16 protein-coding genes are annotated in these 19608 nt (G+C 74.2%); 15 read left to right on the top strand and 1 reads right to left on the bottom strand.

Going from position 1 to position 19608, the window contains the following annotated elements; translation table 11 throughout:
- Positions 1-123: 123 nt before the first annotated feature.
- Genes ACIGDI_RS03055 through ACIGDI_RS03015 form a run of 9 tightly spaced genes read left to right on the top strand, consistent with a single transcriptional unit; the run spans position 124 to position 11448 of the window.
- Positions 124-1275 carry a glycosyltransferase family 4 protein gene (locus tag ACIGDI_RS03055; protein WP_399889644.1) on the top strand — a complete coding sequence of 384 codons (1152 nt, stop codon included), beginning with the start codon at positions 124-126 and terminating at the stop codon, positions 1273-1275.
- Entirely contained in the window at positions 1272-2012 is a 741-nt protein-coding gene (locus ACIGDI_RS03050) for a bifunctional 2-polyprenyl-6-hydroxyphenol methylase/3-demethylubiquinol 3-O-methyltransferase UbiG (protein WP_200702831.1), read from the top strand. The genes ACIGDI_RS03055 and ACIGDI_RS03050 overlap by 4 nt, the downstream gene beginning before the upstream one ends.
- Entirely contained in the window at positions 2009-6751 is a 4743-nt protein-coding gene (locus tag ACIGDI_RS03045; RefSeq protein WP_399890470.1) for an alpha-(1->3)-arabinofuranosyltransferase family protein, read from the top strand. Before ACIGDI_RS03050 ends, ACIGDI_RS03045 begins: the two co-directional genes overlap by 4 nt.
- A 5-nt stretch (positions 6752-6756) precedes the next feature.
- Entirely contained in the window at positions 6757-8145 is a 1389-nt protein-coding gene (locus ACIGDI_RS03040; protein ID WP_399889640.1) for a condensation protein, read from the top strand.
- The gene (locus ACIGDI_RS03035) at positions 8142-8876 is read left to right on the top strand and encodes a class I SAM-dependent methyltransferase (protein WP_399889637.1); all 735 of its coding nucleotides are present in this window, start codon (positions 8142-8144) and stop codon (positions 8874-8876) included. Before ACIGDI_RS03040 ends, ACIGDI_RS03035 begins: the two co-directional genes overlap by 4 nt.
- 23 nt (positions 8877-8899) lie before the next feature.
- A complete protein-coding gene (locus ACIGDI_RS03030) occupies positions 8900-9817 on the top strand; it encodes a hypothetical protein (RefSeq protein WP_200705606.1) in 918 nt (305 codons plus the stop codon).
- Positions 9814-10038, top strand: a complete 225-nt coding sequence (locus ACIGDI_RS03025) for a Trm112 family protein (protein ID WP_399889634.1) — start codon at positions 9814-9816, stop codon at positions 10036-10038. The genes ACIGDI_RS03030 and ACIGDI_RS03025 overlap by 4 nt, the downstream gene beginning before the upstream one ends.
- Positions 10035-10883, top strand: a complete 849-nt coding sequence (locus ACIGDI_RS03020) for an FkbM family methyltransferase (protein WP_399889631.1) — start codon at positions 10035-10037, stop codon at positions 10881-10883. The genes ACIGDI_RS03025 and ACIGDI_RS03020 overlap by 4 nt, the downstream gene beginning before the upstream one ends.
- The gene (locus tag ACIGDI_RS03015; protein WP_399889628.1) at positions 10849-11448 is read left to right on the top strand and encodes a hypothetical protein; all 600 of its coding nucleotides are present in this window, start codon (positions 10849-10851) and stop codon (positions 11446-11448) included. Before ACIGDI_RS03020 ends, ACIGDI_RS03015 begins: the two co-directional genes overlap by 35 nt.
- A 32-nt stretch (positions 11449-11480) precedes the next feature.
- On the opposite strand, the gene ACIGDI_RS03010 is transcribed toward ACIGDI_RS03015, so the two are convergent.
- Positions 11481-12353 (bottom strand): RimK family alpha-L-glutamate ligase, encoded by an 873-nt coding sequence (locus ACIGDI_RS03010; RefSeq protein ID WP_399889626.1) that lies wholly within the window; start codon positions 12351-12353, stop codon positions 11481-11483.
- Between the two features lie 145 nt (positions 12354-12498).
- Here ACIGDI_RS03010 and ACIGDI_RS03005 point away from each other — a divergent pair, with 145 nt between their 5' ends.
- The 6 genes from ACIGDI_RS03005 (at position 12499) to ACIGDI_RS02980 (ending at position 19605) form a co-directional block, all read left to right on the top strand.
- Entirely contained in the window at positions 12499-13551 is a 1053-nt protein-coding gene (locus tag ACIGDI_RS03005; protein WP_399890467.1) for a MerR family transcriptional regulator, read from the top strand.
- An 85-nt stretch (positions 13552-13636) separates the two neighbouring features.
- Positions 13637-15085 carry an acyl-CoA synthetase gene (locus ACIGDI_RS03000; RefSeq protein WP_399889623.1) on the top strand — a complete coding sequence of 483 codons (1449 nt, stop codon included), beginning with the start codon at positions 13637-13639 and terminating at the stop codon, positions 15083-15085.
- On the top strand, positions 15078-16499 hold the full coding sequence (locus ACIGDI_RS02995; RefSeq protein ID WP_399889619.1) for a carboxyl transferase domain-containing protein: 1422 nt from the start codon (positions 15078-15080) through the stop codon (positions 16497-16499). The genes ACIGDI_RS03000 and ACIGDI_RS02995 overlap by 8 nt, the downstream gene beginning before the upstream one ends.
- Before the next feature lie 46 nt (positions 16500-16545).
- Positions 16546-16896 (top strand): CU044_2847 family protein, encoded by a 351-nt coding sequence (locus ACIGDI_RS02990; RefSeq protein ID WP_399889616.1) that lies wholly within the window; start codon positions 16546-16548, stop codon positions 16894-16896.
- Positions 16893-18560, top strand: coding sequence for a trypsin-like peptidase domain-containing protein (locus ACIGDI_RS02985; protein WP_399889613.1), 1668 nt, complete (start codon positions 16893-16895; stop codon positions 18558-18560). Before ACIGDI_RS02990 ends, ACIGDI_RS02985 begins: the two co-directional genes overlap by 4 nt.
- A 43-nt stretch (positions 18561-18603) precedes the next feature.
- The gene (locus ACIGDI_RS02980; RefSeq protein WP_399889610.1) at positions 18604-19605 is read left to right on the top strand and encodes an AAA family ATPase; all 1002 of its coding nucleotides are present in this window, start codon (positions 18604-18606) and stop codon (positions 19603-19605) included.
- Positions 19606-19608 lie beyond the last annotated feature (3 nt).

The following is a 19608-nucleotide window of genomic DNA, read 5'->3' as shown; positions in this document are numbered from 1 at the left end:
ACTGTCCAACCCCACCCGAGCACAACCCGTCCACACCCCACGCCCAGGAAGCGCTCAGTCCCCCCACGGCACGTCCGGAAAGCCACCACTGAGTTCCGCACCCTGAGACGAGTTGGAGCACCCATGCCCCAGCACGTGCCATCCCCGCTGCGCGCCATGTATCCCCAGGCGTCGCAGCACCCCCCGGCGCTCCCCCCACAACCGCGCCGAATCGTTTTCCTCGCCCATCGGGACCTGGACAACCCGGCCGCCGGCGGCTCCGAGCTGCTGGTCGACCGGCTCGCCGAGGGCCTCACCGGCCTCGGCCACCAGGTGACCCTGATCTGCGGCGGGCCCGCGGCCTTTCGCGACTACAGAGTCGTCTCGGCGGGCGGCGAGTTCGGCCACTACCTGCGGGCCCGGTCCGCCTTCGCCCGTCAGGTCGGCGAGACCGATCTACTGGTCGAGGTCTGCAACGGAATGCCGTACCTCGCACCCCTCTGGCACCGCGGCCCCACCCTGTGCCTGGTCAACCACGTCCATTCCGACCTGTGGAAGATGCGGTTCGGCGGGCCCCTGACGCCGGCCGCGCGACTCGGCCGAAGACTGGAGCAGTGGGCGCTGACCGGGGCACAGCACCGCAGCCTGCTGGTCGCCGTCTCCCCCTCCACCGCCCATGCGCTGCGGGCGATCGGCGTCGAGAGAGACCGCATCCGTGTGGTCCACAACGGCGTGGAGGAGCCCGGCCCGCGGGCCGAGCGGTCGGCCGAGCCGCTGTTCGTGGCGGTCGGCAGACTCGTCGAGTACAAACGGATCGATCTGCTGCTCAGACTCTGGGAACGCGTCCGACCGGTCACCGGCGGCCGGCTGGTGATCGTCGGCGACGGTCCCGAACGGCAGCGGCTGGAGCAACTCGCCGGTCCCGGCGTGGAGTTCGCCGGGCATGTGTCGGAGACCGAGAAGCACCGGCTGCTGTGTGCCGCCTGGCTGCTGCTGCACCCCTCGGCCGTGGAGGGCTGGGGCCTGGTGGTCACGGAGGCCGCGACACGGCAGACGCCGACCGTCGCCTTCGACGTGCCCGGCCTGCGGGACTCCGTCGTCGACGGGGAGACCGGTGTGCTGGCGCACGGCGAGTCGTCGTTCGCGGCCGCCTGGTGCACGCTCGCCCTGTCGTCGGAACGCCGTGAGGCGATGGGCAAGGCCGCGCGGGACCGGGCGGCCCGCTACCGCTGGCACCGTACGGTCAGACAGTTCCGCGCCGTCGCCGCCGAGGCGGTGAGGAGCTGGGCCCCATGACCGGCACCGGTCTCAAAGACCCCTCCATACGCCGGTCGATGACCCTCTTCCGGGCGTTCCTCCACGAGCAGGACGATCCCGAGACCTGCTACGCGCTGCTCGCCCGCGACGCCGTCGACCAGGTCGAGGCCTACGACGGTCCGGTCGCCGGGCGGACGGTCGTGGACGTCGGCGGCGGCAGCGGCTTCTTCACCGAGGAGTTCCGCCGCCGCGGCGCCCACGCCCACCTCTTCGAACCCGACGTGCGCGAGCTGGGCGGGAAGCCGCCCGAGGGCACGGTGATCGCCGACGGCTATCTGCTGCCCCTGTCCGACGGGGTCGCCGACGTCACCTTCTCGTCCAATGTGCTGGAGCACGTCGCCGATCCGCAGACCTTCCTCAGCGAACTGGTCCGGGTGACCCGGCCCGGCGGCCTGATCTACGTGTCGTTCACCAACTGGCTGTCCCCCTGGGGCGGCCACGAGTGGGCCCCCTGGCACTACTTCGGTGCCGAGCGGGCCCGCGCCCGCTACCGGCGTCGTACCGGAAGACCGGCCAAGCACACCCTCGGCGAGAACCTGTTCGCCGTGCACATCGGCACCACCCTGCGGCAGGTGCGCGCCCGGGACGACGTCACGGTCGTCTCGGCGCGCTCCCGCTACTGGCCCTTCCTCGCCGAGACGGTCGTCAAGGCGCCCGGCATCAGGGAGCTGGCCACCTGGAACCTCCTCCTCATCCTCCGGCGGTGTCCACCATGACGACCACGGTCCAGGCCCCTCCTCCGGCAGCCGTCCCCACCACCGCGGCCACCTCGGGTCCGCCGGAGGGCCCGCGGTCGAGGCGCTGGCTGGTCGGGTTCTGGGCCGTGATGTTCGTGCTGTTCCTGGTGGTGCACCCGGGGCGGCAGACCTTCGACACCAAGCTGGGCGTGACGACCGACCCCGGCGCGTTCCTCTCCGACCTGGGGCAGCTCTGGCACGACCAGGGCGGCTTCGGCGGCATCCAGGACCAGTACGCCGGCTATCTGTGGCCGATGCTGCCGTTCTACTGGCTGGCCCATCTCGTGCACCTGCCGGTGTGGCTGGCCGAGCGGCTGTGGATGTCGCTGATCGTGTCGGTCGCCTTCTGGGGCGCGCTGCGGCTCGCCGAGCGGCTGCGGGTGGGCAGCGGCGGGTCGCGGCTGCTCGCCGGGATCGCGTACGCGCTGTGGCCGGTGTTCACCATCGTCGTCGGGTCCACGTCGGCCGCCGTGCTGCCCGGCGCCTTCCTGCCCTGGGTGCTGCTGCCGCTGACCGACGAGCGGTACACCGCGCGGGTGGCCGCTCTGCGCTCGGCGCTGGTCGTGCCGTTCATGGGCGGAGTCAACGGGGCGTCGACGCTGGCCTCGTTGCTGCCCGTCGGGCTGTATCTGCTCTCCCGCCCGCCCGGGCCACGGCAGCGCAAGCTGATCGCCTGGTGGGTGCCGGGGGTCCTCGTGGCGACGGCCTGGTGGTGGATCCCGCTGCTGATGCTCGGCGTCTACGGCGAGAACTTCCTTCCCTACGTGGAGACTTCGCAGACCACGACGGCCACCATGTCGGCGACGGAGTCGCTGCGCGGGGCCGGGAACTGGGTGGCGTACCTGCACTTCGGGCAGGCGTGGCTGCCGGCCGGATGGACGGTCGCCGCCTCGGTGGTCGTGATCGTCTCCTCGGCGCTGGCCGCCGGGCTGGGGCTCGCCGGGCTGGCGAGACGGGACATGCCCGAGCGGCGGTGGCTGGTGCTGACCGTGGTGTCGTGCGCGCTGGTGCTGCTCGCCGGGTACGGCGGGGCGTTCGGCGCACCCTTCCACGGGGTCGTGCAGGACTGGCTGAACGGCTGGCTCGTCCCCTTCCGCAACATCTACAAGTTCCAGACGGGGCTCGCGCTCGCGCTGGTCCTCGGGCTCGCCCATGTGGTGGGCGTGGCCGCCGAGTCGCGCGGTGTGCGGCCGGTGCGGGGGCGGCGGTTCGCGCCGCTCGTCGCGGCGGTGCTGATCCTGCCGGGCCTGCTGTGGCCGTACCTCAACGGCTCGATCCTCAACCCGGGGTCCTTCCAGGAGCTGCCGAAGTACTGGAAGACGACGGCGAGTTGGCTGCATAAGTACTCCCCCGACTCGCGCGCCCTGGTCGTGCCCGCCACCGCGCACGGCATCTACAGCTGGGGTGCCCCCATCGACCAGCCGCTCGACGTGCTGGCCAAGTCCCGCTGGGCGCAACGGGACTACGTGCCCTTCGGCACCCCCGGCAACCGGCGGGCGATGGATGCCGTCGAGAACGCCCTCGCCTCCGGGAGCGAGGTGCCGGGCCTGGCCGACTACCTGAGCCGGGCGGGCATCTACTACGTCGTCGTACGCAACGACCTCGACCCCGGCCAGATCGGCGCGGTGCCGACCACGACCGTGAAGCGGACCCTGCAGCAGTCCGGTTATGTGCGGGTGACGGGCTTCGGGCCGGTCATGACCGGCGGCCGGATCGCGCACGACGCCCCTCTGCAGGTGGAGGGCCTGTATCCGCGGCAGCGGGCGGTCGAGATCTACGAGCCGGGCGGCAAGGACGTGCCACGTCCGGGGCAGGCACGGCTGCTGCCAGTCTCCGACACGGCCGTCGTCTCCGGCGGACCCGAGGCCCTGCTGCCGCTCGCCTCCGAGCTGCGCGGCCGGGCGACCGTGCTCACCGGCGACAACACCCCCGGGCTGGGCACCCCGGCACTGCGGATCGTCGGCGACGGGCTGCGGCGCGCGGACACCCGGTTCGGGCTGGTCAGCGCCAACACCTCGTACACGTACACGAGTTCGGAGCGCAACGCCCCGGACGCCGTGCAGGACGCCGGGAAGGCACCGCACCAGATCCTGCCGACCAAGGGCATCGCCCACCAGACGGTGGCCCAACTGCGTGGCGCCCGCTCGGTGACGGCCTCCTCCAGCGGCAACTGGCTCTTCCACCTGCCCCAGTACGACCCGGTGAACGCCTTCGACGGCAACCCGGACACCGCGTGGGCCGAGGGTGCGCCCGGCTCCGCGGACGGGCAGTGGCTGCGGATCGGCTTCACGGGCTCGTACGACATGCCGTCGTCGTTCAAGGTGACTCCGTTGCCGCAGGCGAGCGTGCGGTCGGCGGCGACGAAGGTGCGGGTGGAGACGGAGAAGGGGAGCAGGACCTCTTTCCTGCGGCCCAACGGCCAGACGCAGTCGATCAAGGCACCGGCGGGCGCGACGCGTTGGATGAAGCTGACGATCGTCGACTCCGAGCGGCGCCACACGGGTCTGACGGGTGCCGGTTTCTCCGAGGTCGCCCTGCCGCACGTCCAGGTGACCCGCCTGCTGCGCCTGCCGACCGACGCGGACAACGCCTCCGACGCCGCCGCCACGCAGATCTCCCTGCACCGCACCCCCGACCCCACCGGCCTGTCCGCGACGGGCACGGAAGCGGGCCTGCACCGCCGGTTCACGACGGCCACGGCGGGGACGTACGAGGTGACGGCGAGCGCGGTGCCGGTGAACGGAGCGGAGCTCGACAAGCTGCTCTACCGGGTCGCCCCCGACCAGCAGAACCGCATCGTCGCGACCGCCGACTCCACGGCGGCCCTGGGCGCGGGACTGTCGGCGCGCAACCTCACCGACGGCGACCTGACCACGGCGTGGGTCGCGGGTGACCGGCCGACCATTCATCTGAGCTGGAACGGCAAACAGCCCGTCGGGGAGATCGTCCTGGCTCCGGCGGGCGGGCTGTCCACCCGCGCCACCCAGGTCGACATCAGCTCCCCCGACGGCGCGACGATCGCCGGGGTCGACGAGAACGGCGTGGCCCGCTTCGACCCCATCACCACGGACCGCCTCGACATCACGATCACGCGGACGGCTCCGCTGACCCTGCACAACCCGGTGGCCGACGAGGACCTGCAACTGCCCGTCGGGCTGAGCGAGGCGTACATCCCCGCCCTCGACCGGTACCGCACCCCGCAGCCCGGTGCCTCCCACGCCTTCTCGCTGCCCTGCGGGCAGGGTCCGGACGTTGCGGTGGACGGGAAGCTGTACCGGACGAGCGTGAAGGGGACCGTGCGGGACCTGGTGGAGCGCCGCCGGGTGGACGTGACGCTCTGTCAGCAGGGCGGTGGCGAGGGCGGACTGGACCTGACGGCCGGCACGCACCGGGTGGAGGCCGGCGACGCGGCCCCCCTCGTCCTGACGGACCTCACGCTGACCCGCGGGACGGTGAGCGACGCCGGCTCCGAGACACGGCAGTCGACCGTACGGGACTGGCTCGGCGACCGACGCGAGGTCAGCGTCGGCTCGGGCGGCGCCACGTATCTCACGACGTACGAGAACTACAACGACGGCTGGAAGGCCACCCTGGGCGGCAAGGAGCTCACCCCGGTCCGGCTCGACGGCTGGCAGCAGGGCTGGCGGATCCCCGCCGGGGCGGGCGGCACGGTCAAGCTGTCCTACGAGCCCGCGACCACGTACGAGGGCGGGCTGATCGGCGGTGCGGTCGGGCTGGCGGCGCTGATCGGCCTGGCCGTGTGGCGCCGGCGCGCACCGAACCCCGATCCGCCGCAGCCGGTGCCGCCGCTGCCGGGGCTGTGGCTGGGCACGGTGGCGCTGACCGCGGTGGCGATCGTGATCGCCGGGTGGTTCGCCCTGCTCATCCTCGCGCTGGCCCTGCTGGCCTCCCGCCGGCACGCACTGCTCGTGCCGATCGCGTTCGCCGCCCTCGCGGGCGCGGGGATCGCGGCGGCGACCGGGGCCGGGGAACCGGTGGGCGCCGGCCACGGGGCGTTCGGGCACGCGGCCCAACTGCTCGCGCTGATCGGGCTGTTCGCCGGTGTGGTGAGCGTCCACGAGCCGGACGAGGGACCGGGCCACACGGCGGTCCTGCCCCCGGCGACCGAACCGGCCCTGTGGGCATCCTCGGAGGCCCCGACCCGCGAACTGCCGCAACGGCGCCGCGGGGAGAGGACCGGCCCGGACGCCGGGAAAACCGGCGCCGACTCGGCCGGCCCGGAGACCACGACGGCCCCGCCGCCCGTCGAACGGCACGGAGAAGGCCTCTTCGGGGCGGGTCCCTGGCAGCAGGAGCAGCCGAGGGGAGGGCAGGAGGGCAGCCGCGAGGAGGAGCGGCACGCCGAAGGCAGCCCCCGGCGGGAGCAGCACGCGGAGGGCATTCCTGCGAGCGGCTCCCGGCAGGAGGAGCACGCCGAGGACCCTTCCGCGGAAGGCCCCCGCCAGTTCGCGGACAACCCCCGGCAGGAACAGCACGCGGAGGGCATTCCGGCGAGCGGCCCCCGGCAGGACCAGCACGCCGAAGGCCTCCCCGCGGACAGCCCCCGGCAGGACGCCGGCCCCGTCGTCTCCGCTCGGGGGCCCGGGGGTGCGGAGCCCGCGCCGCCGACCGGGCGGGTGCCGTTCCGCAAGCCCCGGCTGCGCGCCACCGAGGCCGAGCCGCCGCAGGGGCCGGACGACGACACGGGGAGGGGCTGAGCCCTATGACCGCACTCGAACATCCCGCACGCGCCGGCGGCCCGCCCGGGCCGCCCGGGCGGATCCCGTTCCCCGTGGTGGACGAGGTGGCCCGGCACTGTCTCCAGGAGGAGGAGCCGGAGACCGTGCACATCGAGGTCCATCTGCCCGGCTCGCTGGACCGCGACCGGCTGCGGACGGCCTTCGCCGAGGCCCTGCGACGGCACCCCCGCATCCTGATGCGCGAGGCGCCCGGCAGCTGGTACCGGCGGCGCTACGAGTGGGAGCTGACGGCGGAGCCGGAAGTGGAGGTGGTCACGTTCACCCCGGTGGGCAGGTGCGCCCTGCGGGACGCGCGGACCCGCGCCCTGACGGAGGCCCCGCCGCTGTCCGCCTCGCCGCCGATCAGGCTGGAGGTGGTCGAGGGCGCCGGGGATGTCGAAGGGAGCGAGGCGACGGACGCGGTCGGTGTGCCCGCTCCGCACGACGGCGCCGAGCCGCGCCGGTCCGACGGCACCGTCCTCTTCCTGACCATCAACCACACCGCCCTCGACGGCCCCGCCTGCCTGCGCGTCCTGGCCACCGCCGCCGAGCTCTACGGCGGCCGGGACAACTCCCCGGCGGCACCACCCGTACGCCGGGCGGAAGCGCCCCACGCCCCGGAGGACACGCCCTCCAACTGGGCCCGGCCGGCCCGGGTCGCACCCGGCACCCCCGAACCCTCCCCCGGCAACGGGCTGCTCGTGACCGAGCTGCCCCTCCCCCACCGGCCCAAGGGCTCCCCGTACACCGTCAACGACCAGCTGATGGTCACCACCGCCCTCACCCTCACCCACTGGAACAGGGAACACGGCGCCCGCCCCCGCCCACTGCGCATCACGATGCCCGTCGACGACCGCCCCCGGGACGCCGGCATGCCCATCGGCAACGGCACCCGACTCGTCGAAGTACCGTTCTCACCAGAGGAGTTGGCCGCGCACGAGCCGGCCGAGATGCCCGCGCTGCTGCACCGCACGGCCACCCGGACCCGCGCCCTGAAATCCCTCCCGCGTCCTCAACTCGGCCACGGCGCCGCCCTTCTGACCGCCCCGGTCACCCCCGTCGCCTGGCGCGCGGCCCTCACCCGCGGCCTGCGCAGGGCGGCCGCGCCGTGGACGTCGACGACGCTGCTCAGCAACATCGGGCGCGTCCCGTACCCGCTGGACTTCGGCGAGGAGGCCGGCCGCGCGTACGCCGTCTGGTTCTCGGCGCCCGCCCGCATGCCCCGCGGCCTCACCGTCACCACCGCCTCCACCGCCGGCCGCCTCCATCTGGCCCTGCGCTGGTCCCGGACCCTGCTCAGCCACGGCGACGGCGCCCATCTGCGGGACCTGTTCGAGCACTACCTGCACACGACGGAGGTGAGCGGCCCATGACGACCACGGTGCCGCACCCGCGCCGCAAGGACCTGCGCGACTTCTACGAGGATCCGTCGGTCCCCGTCGCCTCCGGCGCCCCCCGCAGTCTCCGCCAGGCCCGCATGCTGGCCGCCGCGCTGGGCACCGCCCGCGAGCAGACCATCCTCGACGTCGGCTGCGGCGACGGCTCGGCCGCCGCCACCGCCCGCCCGCTGCTGCCCGGCCACCGCATCGTCGGCGTCGACTGGTCCCAGGACGCCCTCAAGCGCGCCCGCACCCACCTGTCGTACCCGATCCGCGGCGAACTCACCGGCGGCGGGCTGCCGTTCAGGTCGGCCGCCGCGGACGCCGTGCTGTTCAGCGAGGTGATCGAGCACCTCGTCGACCCGGACGCGGCCCTCGACGAGATCCGCCGCGTGCTGCGCCCGGGAGGCCATCTGATGCTCTCCACCCCCAACCTGGCCGCCTGGTACAACCGCGGTCTGCTGCTGGCCGGTGTGCAGCCGGTGTTCTCCGAGGTCAGCCTGCGCGGCATCCACGGCCGGCCGGGCACGGAGGTCGTCGGGCACCTGCGCCTCTACACCGCCCGCGCACTGCGGGAGTTCGTCGCCGCGTCCGGTTTCGAGGTCGTACGAATGGCGGGCGCCCCCTTCCACGGCGTGCCGCGTCCGTTGCGCCCCCTCGACCGGCTGGCCTGCTCCAGACCCTCCCTCGCCTCGATCCTTCTCCTGCACGCACGGAAGACCTAGGGGGCGTACCCATGTGGTGGGGAGTGGCCGCGGCCCTGTTGGCGAACACCCTGTACAGCCTCGGTTTCGTCCTGGAGAAACGGGCGCTGACCGCGCTCCCCGAGGTGACGATCCGTCAACCGGCGCGGCTGCTGCGGCTGGTGCTGGGCAGTCCGCTGTGGATCGCCGGATCCGTCGCGCTGGCCTCCGGGTTCGGCGCCCAGCTCGTCGTCTACCGCACCCTGCCGATCGCCGCCGCCCAGGGCATCTTCGTGTCCGGCCTGGTGCTGCTCGTCCTGCTGTCGGCCCGGCTGCTGGGCGAGCAGACCACCGGGCGGGAGCGGTACGCGCTCGGCGCGATCCTCGCCGCGCTGCTGATGGTCGTGCTGTCCCTGAAGGAGGCCGGCGCGCACGCGGACACCGTCGGCCGCGGCGCCCCGTACCAGCTGATCCTGCTGGTGTGCGTGCCGTCGCTGGCGGCCGGCGTGTGGCTGTACGGGGCCGCCGAGCGCCGCTCCCGGCACCGGCACCGGGCGCCGACCACGGGCGTGGAGTACGGGGTGGCGGTGGGCCTGCTGTACGGCGTCAGCTCGCTGGCGATCAAGGGCGTGTCGAGCTACCTGAGCACGAGCGGACTCGGCCACGCGGTGGTCGGTGTGCTCAAGTCGCCGTACCCGTATCTGCTGCTGTTCACCGGCGCGTTCGGCCTCGTCATGTCGCAGGCCGCGCTGCAGCGCTGCCGGGCCTCGCTGATCGTGCCGGTGTGCACGACGGTGACCTCGCTGTACACGGCGGTGATCGGCACGCTCTCGTTCGGCGAGGCGCTGCCGCACGACCCGCTGCGGCTCGCGCTGCGCCTCGCGGGCACCGCGCTCGCCGTCTCCGTACTGCTGACCATGCCCAAACACGACCCCGCACCACAGCAACCCCCCATCGGTGCCAAGGAGTTGACGCCACCATGAACCCCGACGACCCGCTGCTGCGGATACTGGCGTGCCCGCTGGACAAGGGCCCGCTGCACCTCGTCAGGCCGGACGGGCCCGAGGCGTCCGAAGCCCTGTACAACCCGCGTCTGCACCGCCGTTACCCCGTCGTCGACGGCATTCCCCAGCTGCTGCCGTCGTCCGGGGAGCAGGTCTCGGACGAGGAGCACGAGATTCTGCTGAAACAGGTGGCCCGGTGAGCACGGCACACCGGCGCCCGTCCCGCACCCTGGCCGCCCGGCTGGCCCCGCTGCTGCCCACCCGCCTGGTCGCCGCCACCGCCCGGGCGGTCTATCCGCGGTTCGAACCCGAGCTGGCCCGGCTGGCGGAGCTGTGCCCTGCGGACTGCGGGACGGCCGTGGACGTCGGCGGCTGGTACGGCCCCTGGACGCGACGGCTGGCCCGGCGGGCGCGGCACGTGGTGACCGTGGAGCCGGTCCCCCATCTGGCCCGGCTGCTCACGGCGGCGGCCCCGTCGAACGTCCGCGTCGTCGAGGCGGCCGCCGCGGACCGCTCGGGCACCGCCCGGCTGTGGCTGCCGCCGGACGACGCCGGCGACCGGGGGGTGTCCTCCCTGGTCCGGCGGGACATCCACGGTCACGCGCTGGACGTCCGGTGCGTCACCCTCGACGAACTGGGCCTGCGGGACGTCGGCTTCATCAAGATCGACGTGGACGGCAGCGAGGCGGCCGTGCTGCGCGGCGCCACGGGCCTGCTGGTCCGCGACCGTCCCGCGCTCTTCGTCGAGCTGGAGTCGCGCATCCAGCCCATCGCCCCGGTCGTCGCCGACCTCTCGCTGCTCGGCTACGACGGCTGGGTGCTGCCCGGCGCCGATTGGGTACCGTTGGCGAAGTTCCCGCTGGAGGAGCACCAGGCGGCCGCCGTGCACGTGGTGGCGCAGGGACTGCTGCCGCGCGTCCTGCCGTTCCGCAGCCGTCCCCGCTACGTCAACTCGGTCCTCTTCCTGCCCGACGGCCGCCGCCCGGGCGATGTCGGTGCCGTGCGCGACGATGGGAGACATGCCGTCCGCCAAGCGCCCCGCTGATCCCTTCACCCCGCTCGACTTCCAGCTGGTCCTGCTGCGCCGCATGGCCGACCACAACCCCGGCCTGGTGGAGGAGGCCCGGCGTGAGCTGGGCGTGTCCATCGCCGGGATGCGGGAGGCCAACAAGCGCTGGCAGGCGATGCTGCACTCCCCACGCGCGCGTGCCGCCGCCTCCCGGTACCGCTCGATCCTGGGCGAGCCCGAGTCGACGGCCGCCCGCAGGATCGGCGACCTGGACTGCGAGGCCTGGCTGTGGCCGCTCCCCCTCTGGCCCGACCTGCGCTTCGAGGTGCTGCTCGCCCCGAACGGCGCGGTCTGGAACGAGTGGCTGGTCCGCGCCCCGGGCGCCCCGAGCCCGTCCCTGAAGACCCTCGACGATCTCACGCCCTGGTCCTGCACGGTCGACGAGGCGGCCCGCGCCTTCGCCCCGGCCCGCCCGCTGGAGGGCACGGCGCCGACCCGCTGGGGACTGGCGTTCACGGCGCCGGACGGGCAGGGGGTGCGGCGGAAGGTGGCGGCGGAGTTCACGTGGGGGCTGCTGCAGCGGGTCGCCGTCGCCGACTGAGCCGGCCGCGAGTGCTGAGCCGGCCCCCTGCCTCAGCCCGCGGCCGCCGCGAGGATCGCGTCCCGCACCGCCGGCACCGAACCGGGGTGCAGGAACAGGAAGAGGTTCGGCTCGACCAGCTCCAGCTCCATCACCACCGGCTCCCCGTCCTCCCCGTCGACGAGGTCCACGCGCGCGTAGAGCAGCCCGGCGGCGTCCGGTACGGCGGCCAGGGCGCGCTCGGCGACGGCGAGTTCGGCCGGCGTGGGCCGCCACGGCTCCAGGTCCGGGTGGGCGACCTTGTCGGCGTCGTAGGCGGTGCCGGGGGCGAGGACGGCCCGCTTGCGGCTGGCGTGCAGCAGGCGTCCGCCGAAGAACTGCAGGGCCCGCTCGCCGCCGGTGTCGATGGCGCGCATGTACGGCTGCACCATCGCGGTGAACCCCTCCTCGTGCATGCGCGCGAGGTGTCGTACGGCCGTCTCCCGCTCCTCGGGCAGGTAGCGCGCGGCATAGCGGGCCCCGGCGCCGGAGGTGGGCTTGACGACGTACTCGTGCCCGTCCGGGAGGTCGGGGGCGTTGCCCGGCGTGAGGTACCGGGTGGGTACGACGGGCACCCCGGCCGCCGCGAGGTCGCCGAGGTAGCGCTTGTCGCTGTTCCACCGCACGATGCCCGCCGGGTTGGCGAGCCGGGTGAGCGCGCCGCACTTGTGGGCCCAGGCGGTGAACTCGGCCGCCCGCCAGCTGTAGTCCCAGGTGGAGCGGATGACGACCAGGTCGTAGGCGGCCCAGTCCACCTCGACGTCGTCCCAGACCACGACATCGGCCCGCGCACCACCCGCACACAGCGCGTCCCGCAGGACGGGCAGGTCGCGATCGCGGTGGGGCTCGGGTCCGGGGTCGTAGGTGACGAGGGCGACGCGGGGCACGGGCGGAACTCCGTTCGACGACGGGCACGGGACCGTCGCAGGCTAACCGGACGGCCCCCGGCCCCGGCAACCCGCTTGACCTTCACCTTCGGGGAAGCCCCAGCATCGGGGCGAGGAAACGGAAGAGGTGCACGTGGACGGGGAGATACGCATGCTGACCATCGGCGCCTTCGCCAGGGCGAGCCGGCTGTCGCCCAAGGCCCTGCGGCTCTACGACGAGCTGGACCTGCTGCGTCCCGCCCGCGTCGACCCGGAGACCGGCTACCGCTACTACGCCCCCGCCCAGCTGGAGCGGGCGCGGCTGGTGGCCTGGCTGCGGCGGCTCGGCATGCCGCTGGCCCGCATCCGTGAGGTGTGCGCGCTGGAGCCGGCGGCCGCCGCGGCCGCGATCCGCGCCCACTGGGCGGGCGTCGAGGCGGAGACGGCGGTACGGCGGGACCTCGCCGCGTTCCTCGTGGACCACCTGTCGACACCGTCACGAAAGGACACCCCGATGCTGGAACTGCGCTACTTCGCCCACTCCGACCGCGGCCTGGTCCGCCCCGCCAACCAGGACACCGCCTACGCGGGCGCCCGGCTCCTCGCGGTCGCCGACGGCTTCGGGCCCGCGGGCGGCCCGGCCAGCGGCGCCGCGGTGGAGGCGCTGCGCTTCCTGGACACCGACGAGCTGCCCGCGGGCGATGTCCTCAACCTCCTTCAGGAGGCGGTACAGGGCGCGACGGAGGCGGTCCACGACGTGGCCGACGACACCGAGCACAACGGCACGACCCTGACGGCGCTGCTGTGGACGGGCTCCCGGCTCGCCCTGGTCCACGTCGGGGACTGCCGCGCCTATGTGCTGCGCGACGGCGGGCTGTTCCGCATCACCCACGACCACACCGTGGTCCAGTCGATGATCGACGAGGGCCGGCTGACGCCGGAGGAGGCCACGTCCCATCCGCAGCGCACCCTCCTGCTGAAGGCCCTGGGCACCGACGCCCCCGACCTCGCCCTGCGCGACGCCGCCGCCGGCGACCGCTACCTCCTCTGCTCCGACGGACTGCCCAGGGCCGTCCCCGACGCCCTCATCCGCACCGTGCTGTCCGACGCCCGGGACCCCGACGAGGCGGCCCGGACGCTGATCGCCGAGGCGAACGCGCGGGGCGGGCACGACAACGTCAGCTGTGTGGTGGCCGACGTCGTGGAGGCGGGCGTCTGAGGGTGGTTCGTGGTGGGGGTGTGTTTGCGTGGGGGCGGTGCAGGGACGATGGTGTCGTCGTCCCCTGCAGCAAGGAGATCGCCGCGTGTCCTCTCTGTTCCCAGCCCTGAGCGATGAGTCGAGCGAGCGGGTCGCCCTGCGCTTCGGCGAGCGGTCCCTGACGTACGGGGGGCTCGCGGCAGCAGCCGGTGCCCTCGGGGAGCGGATCCGCGGGGCGGACCGGGTCGCGGTGTGGGCCACCCCGGCGCTGGAGACGGCCGTCGCCGTGGTCGCCGCCCTGGAGGCCGGGGTGGCCGCGGTGCCGCTGAACCCGAAGTCGGGCGCGACGGAGCTGGAGCACATCCTGTCCGACAGCAAGCCCGCCCTGGTGCTGACGGCTCCGGGCGACCGGCCGCCCTCCCCGGTGAGCGATCTGCGGCGCGTCGACGTGGAGGTGACCGGCGCCGGTGTCCCGGTCCCCGCTTCCTCCGTCACCGGTGAGGACCCCGCTCTGGTCGTCTACACCTCCGGCACCACCGGCCCGCCCAAGGGGGCCGTCATCCCCCGCCGGGCGATCGCCGCCACCCTGGACGCGCTCGCCGACGCCTGGCAGTGGACCGGCGACGACGTCCTCGTGCACGGGCTGCCGCTGTTCCATGTGCACGGGCTGGTGCTGGGCATCCTCGGCCCGCTGCGGCGCGGCGGCTCGGTCCGGCACCTGGGCAGGTTCTCCATCGAGGGCGTCACCCGCGAGCTCGGGGCCGGCGCGACCATGCTGTTCGGCGTCCCGACGATGTACCACCGGATCGCCCAAGCGCTGCCGGAGGAACCGGAGTTGGCCCAGGCGCTGGGCCGGGCCCGGCTGCTGGTGTCCGGTTCCGCCGCGCTCCCGGTGCACGACCACGAGCGCATCACGGCCGCCACCGGGCAGCGGGTGATCGAGCGGTACGGCATGACGGAGACCCTGATGAACACCAGCGTGCGGGCGGACGGGGAGCCGCGCGCGGGGACCGTCGGTGTGCCGCTGCCGGGCGTGGAGCTGCGGCTGGTGGAGGAGGACGGGACGCCCGTCGTCTCGTACGACGGAGAGACCGTGGGCGAGATCCAGGTGCGCGGCCCGAACCTGTTCACCGGCTACCTCAACCGGCCCGACGCGACCGAGGCCGCCTTCACCGCGGACGGCTGGTTCCGCACCGGGGACATGGCGGTGCGCGAGAGCGACGGGTACGTGCGGATCGTCGGGCGCAAGGCCACCGACCTGATCAAGAGCGGGGGTTACAAGATCGGGGCCGGTGAGATCGAGAACGCGCTGCTGGAGCATCCGGGGGTGCGGGAGGCCGCGGTCACCGGGGAGCCGGACGCGGACCTGGGCGAGCGGATCGTGGCGTGGGTGGTGCCGGAGGATCCCCGAACCCAGCCGAGCGCCGAGGAGTTGGCCGACCATGTGGCCGCCCGTCTCGCCCCGCACAAGCGGCCGCGGGTGGTGCACTACCTGGGCGCCCTGCCCCGCAACGACATGGGGAAGATCATGAAGCGGGCCCTGAACCGTGACTGAACGCCTCACGGCCCGCGAGATCCTGGCCCTCCTCGCGGACGACGCCACCTTCACCGAACTCCCCCACCCGACCGGCGTCTGCGGACCCGACGGGCCCCTCGCCTGGCAGGGGTACGACGCCTCGCGGGCCCGCGCGGCCGAGCGGACCGGCGAGCGGGAGTCCGTGGTCGTCGGTACCGCCGGCGTCCTGGGCACGCGGGCGGTCCTGATCGCGTTCGAGTTCGGCTTCCTCGGCGGCTCGCTGGGCGAACGCACCGGCGACCGCCTGGTGGCGGCCCACGAGTACGCCCGCGACCACCGCCTGCCCGTGGTCCCGCTCGTCGCCACCGGCGGCAGCCGGATGCAGGAGGGCATGGTCGCCCTCACCCAACTCCAGCGCGTGGCCCGCCAGTCGGTCCTCACCCGCGAGGCGGGCCTGCCCCAGATCGCGGTCCTGCGCGACCCGACGACCGGCGGCGGCTGGGCGACCCTGGGCGCGGGCGCCGACGTGATCCTCGCCCTGCCGGGCGCCCAGGTCGGCTTCGCGGGCTCGCGGGTCCGCCCGGCGGACGCCGATCCGGCGGCGTACACGGCCGAGGCCCAGGTGGCGTGCGGCGCGGCGGACGCGGTGGTACCGGCGACGGAGCTTCGGCAGGTGCTCGGGCGGTGGCTGCGGTTGCTGACCGGTGGTGCGGACCTCACAGCCTCTCCCCGCCCGGCCCCCGTCCCCTTCGCTCTGGGCGCCCAGGACCTTCCGGGCAGCGGATGGGAGGCCGTGCGGCGGGCCCGTTCACCGCAGCGGCCCCGCGCCCGCGCCTACCTCGACGCCTACTTCGCCCACCGCGTGGCGATCAGCGGGGACCGGTGCGGCGGTGCCGATCCCGACGGGATGCTCTGCGGCTTCGGCGGGCATCAGGGCCGTACCGTCGCCTACGCGGCCCAGACGGGCACCGCCACCCGGCCCTCCGGGTACCGCACCGCCGCCCGGCTGATCCGTCTCGCGGACCGGCTCGGCATCCCGGTGCTGACGCTGGTGGACACCCCGGGTGCGGCCAACGACGCGGAGGCGGAGCGGCAGGGGGCCGGGGCGGCGATCGCGGAGCTGTTCGGCGCGGTGGCCGGCGCCCGAACCCCCGTCACCACGCTGGTGATCGGCGAGGGCGGCTCCGGCGGCGCGCTCGCGCTCGCCGCGCCCGGCGACACCTGGGCCACGCCCGACGCCTACTTCTCGGTCATCGCGCCGGAGTCGGCCGCCGCCATCCTGAAACGCCCGGACGACCAGGTCGAGGCGACGGCGGACCAACTCCGCGTCCGCCCGCAGGACTTGGTGGAGCTGGGGGTGATCCGTGGCATCGTCGGCCCGGAGGGGGACTTCTCGCCAGTCGCACGGAAACGGCACATGGGAAACCACGACAGCACCGGCCACCGTCCGTAACATGTGAGGTTGCCTTGAGTCACCAGCACGGGGGAGTCGCCACGCCATGGACGCGTTAATGGAGTTCAAGACCGAGGACGGCGCGCTGGTCGTCGTCGAGGGCGTCGACGAGGACGCGGGGGCCCGGATGGTCTCGCGCGGTGACGCACCGGCCCAGGCGGCCCGCACCTTCGAGAACGCGCTGGGCGGGGTCCGGGCCGCCGCCGAGTCGGCGCTCCGGGTGTTCCGGGACGGCACCCTGCGGCCGGACTCGGTGGAGCTGGAGTTCGGGGTGAAGCTGAGCGCGGAGGCCGGGGCCGTCATCGCGAAGGGGGCGGCCGAGGGCCATCTGCTGGTGAAGCTCAGCTGGTCGCCGGGGCCGGCGGACGCGGACCCGGAGGCAGCCGACCGGTCATGAGCGGTTTCGCCTGGCACGCCCGGATCGTCTGCGGGAACGAGATCGGCGCCGGATTCCTCGTCTCCGCACGCCATGTCCTCACCTGCGCCCATGTCGTCCGCGCGGGCGGCACCGGCGCGGTGACGGTGTTCTTCCCCGGCGGCCGCGGCCTGGGCCAGCTCTCCGCGACCGTGGCCGTGCACGGCGGCTGGGCGGGCGGCGCCGCCGACCCGGGCGACCTCGCCGTACTCGAACTCGACCGCGAAGTCCCGCTCGAACCGGCCGAGTTCGCCCCGCCGGGCGCCGAACTCGCGGGCGAGCACGCGCCGACGCTCGTGGCGTACGGCTTCCCCAAGGGGTACGACGAGGGCATGCTCGCCCGCTATCACGCCGTGCCCGGCGCCCTGGTCTCGGACGAGTGGCGCCAGTTGGAGGCGGCCACCGCGCACGGGCAGGCCCTGGCGCCCGGGTTCAGCGGCGCCGCCGTGCATCTCGCGGACGGCAGGGTGGTCGGCATGGTGACCACCATCGCCGGTTCGCGGGACGGCCGGGTCGGCCGCATGCTGCCCACCCAGGTCATGGCCCGCTACTGGCCCGGCCTCGGCGCCCTCGTCCCCACGCCCGGCCACCGGCGGGACGAGGTGCGCCGCCTGTACGCGCTGGTGCGGCGGGCGGTGGCGGAGGGCGTCGAGTGCGATCCCGTCCGGCTGGTCAACCACGCCGTGGGGCCCTTCGGCCATCCGCCGCCCGAGGACGCCGTCGCCTCCCTGGAGGCCGCCGCCGGGTACGTGCAGTGGGAGGTCCCGGGCGCCGAGGCGGTGACGCGCTTCGCCGACCGGCTCCAGGAGGTGCTGGACGGCACGCCCCCCAGGTCCGCCGCCGGTCCGGCGTGGTCCCCGATCGTCGTCGAGATAGAGCGCAGCGGGGCCGGCGCCGACCAGGTCACCGTCGAGGTCTCCGCCTACCACGACGGGCAGCGCCGAAAGGTCGGCTCCCGGCGCCTGCGACGCTCCGCCGTCCGCGCCTGGGTCCAGGGCTGCATCGACGACGCGTTCTCCCAACTGGCGCTGGACGCACAGGAGTTGATCACGTTCGTACTGCCCCGCGAGTGGCTGAACGAGCCGGTGGCGCGCTGGGAGTGCGGCGCCGACGACTCCACCCCGCTGGGCTGCGCCTATCCGCTGGTCGTCGTGGACCGCTCGCGGTACCGCAGCGGCCGACTGCGCCGGGAACTGGCCAAACGGTGGCAGAAGCTGGACACCTCGCCCGGGGCCCGGCTGCACCGCGTCGAATGCGGCGGCCCGGAGCGGCCGCAGAGCCTGCGCAAGCGGCTGCGGGACGACGACGCCGGCCTCGCGGGCTACGCCTTCCCGCCGGACGCCGCGCAGCCGCACTTCGAGGCGGCCCTCAACTCACCGGTGCCGGTACTGCTGTGGCCGCGCACGGGCTGCGCCGGCTCCCGGCACGACGGCCCGTGTTCCGGTACGGCGTTCCTGGACCAGCTCGCCGACCTGCTCACCGGCGTCCCGCCCGCCGAACTGCCCGGTCAGGTACGGGCGTTGCGCGAGACCGCGGACGCGGACGACGACCCCGACGGGCACTGGGCGAGCGGTCTGCAGCTCCTGTGGGACGATCCGCGCTGCTTCCCCGAACCCGCCGCGTCCCTCCACTCGCCCGTCGCCTGAGCGGCCCGCCCGCTCCGACTCCCCTCAAGAAAGCGAACGTTCCATGGCCCTGTGGCCCGTCTACACCGGCAGCGGCACGCCGCACGACGGCATCACCCGGCTGCCCCCGCCGCCGCCCTGGCGCGCCTTCGACGGCACACCCGTGCTCGACGCACCGGGCGAGAGCGACACGGCGGCCGCCTCCCCCGACCGCGTGCACCGCGCCGAGACCTACCGGGCCACCCCGCAGACCGTCCAGCTCGTCAACGCCGCCCTGTACCTGCGCCGCCCGCTGCTGGTCACCGGCCCGCCCGGCACCGGCAAGTCCTCGCTCGTCTACGCGGTCGCCCGCGAGCTGCGCCTCGGCCCCGTCCTGCGCTGGAACATCACCAGCCGCAGCACCCTGCACGACGGCCTCTACCAGTACGACCCGCTGTCCCGGCTGTACGCGGCCCGGCACGCGCAGGCCACCGAGGCGGGCATCGAGGACCACCTCCGCCTCGGCCCCCTGGGCACCGCCCTGCTCCCCTATGCCCGCCCGCGGGCCCTGCTCATCGACGAGATCGACAAGAGCGACCTCGACCTGCCCAACGACCTGCTCAACGTCCTGGAGGAGGGCCAGTACGAGATCCCCGAACTGGTCCGCGGCGCCCGCCGCACGCCGACGGCGGAGGTGATGATCGACGGCACCGACGAACGCGTCCCGGTGGAGCGCGGCCGGGTCCGCTGCCGGGCCTTCCCGTTCGTGGTGCTCACCAGCAACGGCGAGCGCGAGTTCCCGCCCGCCTTCCTGCGCCGCTGCGTCACCCTGCGGCTGCGCCAGCCCGACGACGGCCAGCTCACGGCGATCGTGCGCGCCCACTTCGACGGTGAGCCCGACACCTACGCGCAGACCCTGATCGACCGGTTCCTGTCCCGGGTCGGCGGCGGCGAGCTGGCCACCGACCAGCTGCTCAACGCCATCTACCTGGCCCGTTCCTCCGACCTCGGCTCGGAGAGTCTGGACGAGCTGGCCGAGCAGTTGATGCCGTACCTGGGCGACGCCCCGCACACGGACGCCTTCTGAGGC

Origin of the sequence: Streptomyces sp. NPDC085900 (assembly GCF_044540925.1) — a bacterium.
Classification (GTDB): Bacteria; Actinomycetota; Actinomycetes; order Streptomycetales; family Streptomycetaceae; genus Streptomyces; species Streptomyces gilvifuscus.
Note: the sequence above shows the minus strand (reverse complement) of the source record. Positions and strands in the feature narration are given on the sequence as shown.